Genomic DNA, 5,831 nt, shown 5'->3' on the forward strand with positions numbered 1-5,831 from the left:
CGATCAGGTGTTCTCGGCGTCGGCTTGGGGGTGCGCGTGGGTGCGACACGCCCGGGCGGCGGCGCGGATTCGACGAGCGGGCGGGTGCCGGGTAATGTTCTTGTTGTTGCCCCACAGGGAAGCGGAGAGGCCGAGAGCCTTACCCCCCTCAAGTGACAACCACCTCCCTTCATCACCACTTCCGAGTGGAACGACCTCCGGGTCCGAGGAAGGGAGCTCCCTTCCTCGGAAGCGCGGTCTCACGCCGTCGTAGAGGGTCTTCGGATCCGAACGGCGCCGATTTGACCAGCGAGCCGGCGGGAGATAAGATAGTGAAGTTGCCCTGCTGGGCCGGTCGTGAGGCTGGTTGGTGGGAGCATCCGATCCTTGAGAACTCAACAGCGTGCACTTGTCAAATGCCAAATTACCTCGACCAGCCTTTTTGGCTGGGTGAGATTCCTTTGGATCAAAGTCCAATCCTCTTTGGGGGGTTGGCATGGATATGTCAGTAATGACATCCGTTTGGTCAGTTCAAACTCGCTGCCTTGATCTTTTTCCGGTCTTGGTATGCAACATTTCTTTATGGAGAGTTTGATCCTGGCTCAGGATGAACGCTGGCGGCGTGCTTAACACATGCAAGTCGAACGGTGAAGCAGAGCTTGCTCTGTGGATCAGTGGCGAACGGGTGAGTAACACGTGAGCAACCTGCCCCGGACTCTGGGATAAGCGCTGGAAACGGCGTCTAATACTGGATACGAGCTGCAACCGCATGGTTAGCAGTTGGAAAGATTTTTCGGTCTGGGATGGGCTCGCGGCCTATCAGCTTGTTGGTGAGGTAATGGCTCACCAAGGCGTCGACGGGTAGCCGGCCTGAGAGGGTGACCGGCCACACTGGGACTGAGACACGGCCCAGACTCCTACGGGAGGCAGCAGTGGGGAATATTGCACAATGGGCGAAAGCCTGATGCAGCAACGCCGCGTGAGGGACGACGGCCTTCGGGTTGTAAACCTCTTTTAGCAAGGAAGAAGCGAAAGTGACGGTACTTGCAGAAAAAGCGCCGGCTAACTACGTGCCAGCAGCCGCGGTAATACGTAGGGCGCAAGCGTTATCCGGAATTATTGGGCGTAAAGAGCTCGTAGGCGGTTTGTCGCGTCTGCTGTGAAAACTGGGGGCTCAACCCCCAGCCTGCAGTGGGTACGGGCAGACTAGAGTGCGGTAGGGGAGATTGGAATTCCTGGTGTAGCGGTGGAATGCGCAGATATCAGGAGGAACACCGATGGCGAAGGCAGATCTCTGGGCCGTAACTGACGCTGAGGAGCGAAAGGGTGGGGAGCAAACAGGCTTAGATACCCTGGTAGTCCACCCCGTAAACGTTGGGAACTAGTTGTGGGGTCCATTCCACGGATTCCGTGACGCAGCTAACGCATTAAGTTCCCCGCCTGGGGAGTACGGCCGCAAGGCTAAAACTCAAAGGAATTGACGGGGACCCGCACAAGCGGCGGAGCATGCGGATTAATTCGATGCAACGCGAAGAACCTTACCAAGGCTTGACATACACGAGAACGCTGCAGAAATGTAGAACTCTTTGGACACTCGTGAACAGGTGGTGCATGGTTGTCGTCAGCTCGTGTCGTGAGATGTTGGGTTAAGTCCCGCAACGAGCGCAACCCTCGTTCTATGTTGCCAGCACGTAATGGTGGGAACTCATGGGATACTGCCGGGGTCAACTCGGAGGAAGGTGGGGATGACGTCAAATCATCATGCCCCTTATGTCTTGGGCTTCACGCATGCTACAATGGCCGGTACAAAGGGCTGCAATACCGTGAGGTGGAGCGAATCCCAAAAAGCCGGTCCCAGTTCGGATTGAGGTCTGCAACTCGACCTCATGAAGTCGGAGTCGCTAGTAATCGCAGATCAGCAACGCTGCGGTGAATACGTTCCCGGGTCTTGTACACACCGCCCGTCAAGTCATGAAAGTCGGTAACACCTGAAGCCGGTGGCCCAACCCTTGTGGAGGGAGCCGTCGAAGGTGGGATCGGTAATTAGGACTAAGTCGTAACAAGGTAGCCGTACCGGAAGGTGCGGCTGGATCACCTCCTTTCTAAGGAGCATCTGGCACTCTTCGGGGTGTCCAGGCGCCGGTTCCGAGACGCATGTTCTCGGCCGGTTAGCTCATGGGTGGAACATTTGACGAGGTGCGGGGGCTGCGAGTCCTCATCTAGTACGCCGCTTGCGGTGGGAACGATGGGGGGTTGGACGCCCCGTACTGCACGCTGTTGGGTCCTGAGGGACCGGATGCCGCTGGGTCTCCTTCGGGGGGTTCGGGGGTACCGCAACTCAGGGCCCTTTCTGGCGCCGGCAGCAGCTGGTGTGCGGGGAGGGTACCGCCCGTACTTTGAGAACTACACAGTGGACGCGAGCATCTTTTGAACCGACCTTCGGGTTGGTTCATATTGATGATCTTAAAGATCATTAGTCAATTTCATGTGGACTTCGGTCCATGTCGATTCTGATGAAACTCATGTGATTTCAAGTCTTTAAGAGCAAACGGTGGATGCCTTGGCATCTGGAGCCGAAGAAGGACGTAGCAATCTGCGATAAGCCTCGGGGAGTGGATAAGCACACTTTGATCCGAGGGTGTCCGAATGGGGAAACCCCGCTGGGCGGCGTGCCGACCTAGTGACTCCCGCCTGAATATATAGGGCGGGTAGAGGGAACGTGGGGAAGTGAAACATCTCAGTACCCACAGGAAGAGAAAGCAACCGCGATTCCGTTAGTAGTGGCGAGCGAAACCGGAACAGGCTAAACCGAGTACGTGTGATATCCGGCAGGAGTTGCGTATTCGGGGTTGTGGGACTTTTCGGGCTGCTCTGCCGAGCAGCCGGCGTTACAAGAAGGTATAGACGAACGGTTTTGAACGGCCGGTCAGAGAGGGTGCGAACCCCGTAGTCGAAATGCCTCCCTTGGCGCGAAGAGTATCCCAAGTAGCACGGGGCCCGAGAAATCCCGTGTGAATCTGTCAGGACCACCTGATAAGCCTAAATACTCCCAGATGACCGATAGCGGACAAGTACCGTGAGGGAAAGGTGAAAAGTACCCCGGGAGGGGAGTGAAATAGTACCTGAAACCGTTTGCTTACAAACCGTTGGAGCCTCCTTAGTAGGGGTGACAGCGTGCCTTTTGAAGAATGAGCCTGCGAGTTAGCGATATGTGGCGAGGTTAACCCGAGTGGGGTAGCCGTAGCGAAAGCGAGTCTGAATAGGGCGATTCAGTCGCATGTCCTAGACCCGAAGCGAAGTGATCTATCCATGGCCAGGTTGAAGCGACGGTAAGACGTCGTGGAGGACCGAACCCACTTAGGTTGAAAACTGAGGGGATGAGCTGTGGATAGGGGTGAAAGGCCAATCAAACTTCGTGATAGCTGGTTCTCTCCGAAATGCATTTAGGTGCAGCGTTGCGTGTTTCTTGCCGGAGGTAGAGCTACTGGATGGCCGATGGGCCCTACAAGGTTACTGACGTCAGCCAAACTCCGAATGCCGGTAAGTGAGAGCGCAGCAGTGAGACTGTGGGGGATAAGCTTCATAGTCGAGAGGGAAACAACCCAGACCACCAACTAAGGTCCCTAAGCGCGTGCTAAGTGGGAAAGGATGTGGAGTTGCTTAGACAACCAGGAGGTTGGCTTAGAAGCAGCCACCCTTGAAAGAGTGCGTAATAGCTCACTGGTCAAGTGATTCCGCGCCGACAATGTAACGGGGCTCAAGCACGCCACCGAAGTTGTGGCATTGACATTATTGGTAGGCCTTCGTGGTCCAGCCGTGTTGATGGGTAGGAGAGCGTCGTGTGGCGAGTGAAGCGGCGGTGTGAACCAGCCGTGGACGCCACACGAGTGAGAATGCAGGCATGAGTAGCGAAAGACGTGTGAGAAACACGTCCTCCGAAAGACCAAGGGTTCCAGGGTCAAGCTAATCTTCCCTGGGTAAGTCGGGACCTAAGGCGAGGCCGACAGGCGTAGTCGATGGACAACGGGTTGATATTCCCGTACCGGCGAAGAACCGCCCAAACCAATCCAGTAATGCTAAGTGTCTGAATCCCAGTGACTGATCCCTTCGGGGTGACGCTCTGGGCCTAGCACACGACCCTATGCTGAGGCGGTTAGCGTATTAACAGGTGTGACGCAGGAAGGTAGCCCAAGCCAGGCGATGGTAGTCCTGGTGCAAGTGCGTAGGCCGAGCGATAGGCAAATCCGTCGCTCATACAGGCTGAGACACGATGCGGATGAAAAGTGGGTGATCCTATGCTGCCAAGAAAAGCATCGACGCGAGGTTCTAGCCGCCCGTACCCCAAACCGACTCAGGTGGTCAGGTAGAGAATACCAAGGAGATCGAGAGAATCGTGGTTAAGGAACTCGGCAAAATGCCCCCGTAACTTCGGGAGAAGGGGGGCCTTCGACGTATTAGGACTTGCTCCGAAAGCGTTTGGAGGCCGCAGAGACTAGTGGGTAGCGACTGTTTACTAAAAACACAGGTCCGTGCCAAGTCGCAAGACGATGTATACGGACTGACGCCTGCCCGGTGCTGGAAGGTTAAGAGGACCGGTTAGCCGCAAGGCGAAGCTGAGAATTTAAGCCCCAGTAAACGGCGGTGGTAACTATAACCATCCTAAGGTAGCGAAATTCCTTGTCGGGTAAGTTCCGACCTGCACGAATGGCGTAACGACTTCCCAACTGTCTCAACCGCGAACTCGGCGAAATTGCATTACGAGTAAAGATGCTCGTTACGCGCAGCAGGACGGAAAGACCCCGTGACCTTTACTACAGCTTGGTATTGGTGTTCGGTGTGGCTTGTGTAGGATAGGTGGGAGACTGTGAAGCAGGGACGCTAGTTCTTGTGGAGTCATTGTTGAAATACCACTCTGGTCACTCTGGATATCTAACTTCGAACCGTAATCCGGTTCAGGGACAGTGCCTGGTGGGTAGTTTAACTGGGGCGGTTGCCTCCCAAAAAGTAACGGAGGCGCCCAAAGGTTCCCTCAACCTGGTTGGCAATCAGGTGGCGAGTGTAAGTGCACAAGGGAGCTTGACTGTGAGACTGACAGGTCGAGCAGGGACGAAAGTCGGGACTAGTGATCCGGCAGTGGCTTGTGGAAGCGCTGTCGCTCAACGGATAAAAGGTACCTCGGGGATAACAGGCTGATCTTGCCCAAGAGTCCATATCGACGGCATGGTTTGGCACCTCGATGTCGGCTCGTCGCATCCTGGGGCTGGAGTAGGTCCCAAGGGTTGGGCTGTTCGCCCATTAAAGCGGTACGCGAGCTGGGTTTAGAACGTCGTGAGACAGTTCGGTCCCTATCCGCTGCGCGCGTAGGAAGTTTGAGAGGATCTGACCCTAGTACGAGAGGACCGGGTTGGACGAACCTCTGGTGTGTCAGTTGTTCCGCCAGGAGCACCGCTGATTAGCTACGTTCGGGATGGATAACCGCTGAAAGCATCTAAGCGGGAAGCCGGCCTCAAGATGAGACTTCCATGCCTTCGGGCGAGAGGCTCCCAGCCAGACTACTGGGTTGATAGGCCAGATGTGGAAGCGCAGCAATGCGTGCAGCTGACTGGTACTAATAAGCCGATGACTTGATAACACACCGTTCATGGTGCTTGCGTCCACTGAGTGGTTCTCGATGTACGGTCGAGAACCGCACCAACGTATTCGTTGTGTGCAGACTGAAACATCAATAGTGTTTCGGCGGCCATAGCGAGAGGGAAACGCCCGGTCACATTCCGAACCCGGAAGCTAAGCCTCTCAGCGCCGATGGTACTGCAGGGGGGACCCTGTGGGAGAGTAGGACACCGCCGGACTTC

The 5,831-nt window shown here is 55.8% G+C and carries 3 rRNA genes; all 3 read left to right on the forward strand.

The features are described 5' to 3' along the window. Positions 1–558 precede the first annotated feature (558 nt). Positions 559–2,081, forward strand: a 16S ribosomal RNA gene (locus EER34_RS17340). 426 nt (positions 2,082–2,507) lie between these two features. Beyond that, positions 2,508–5,611, forward strand: a 23S ribosomal RNA gene (locus tag EER34_RS17345). Positions 5,612–5,711: 100 nt separating this feature from the next. Further along, positions 5,712–5,828, forward strand: a 5S ribosomal RNA gene (gene rrf, locus EER34_RS17350). The 16S, 23S and 5S rRNA genes sit together here, the layout of an rRNA operon. Positions 5,829–5,831: the final 3 nt, after the last annotated feature.

This window comes from Microbacterium sulfonylureivorans, assembly GCF_003999995.1.
GTDB classification, from domain to species: Bacteria; Actinomycetota; Actinomycetes; order Actinomycetales; family Microbacteriaceae; genus Microbacterium; species Microbacterium sulfonylureivorans.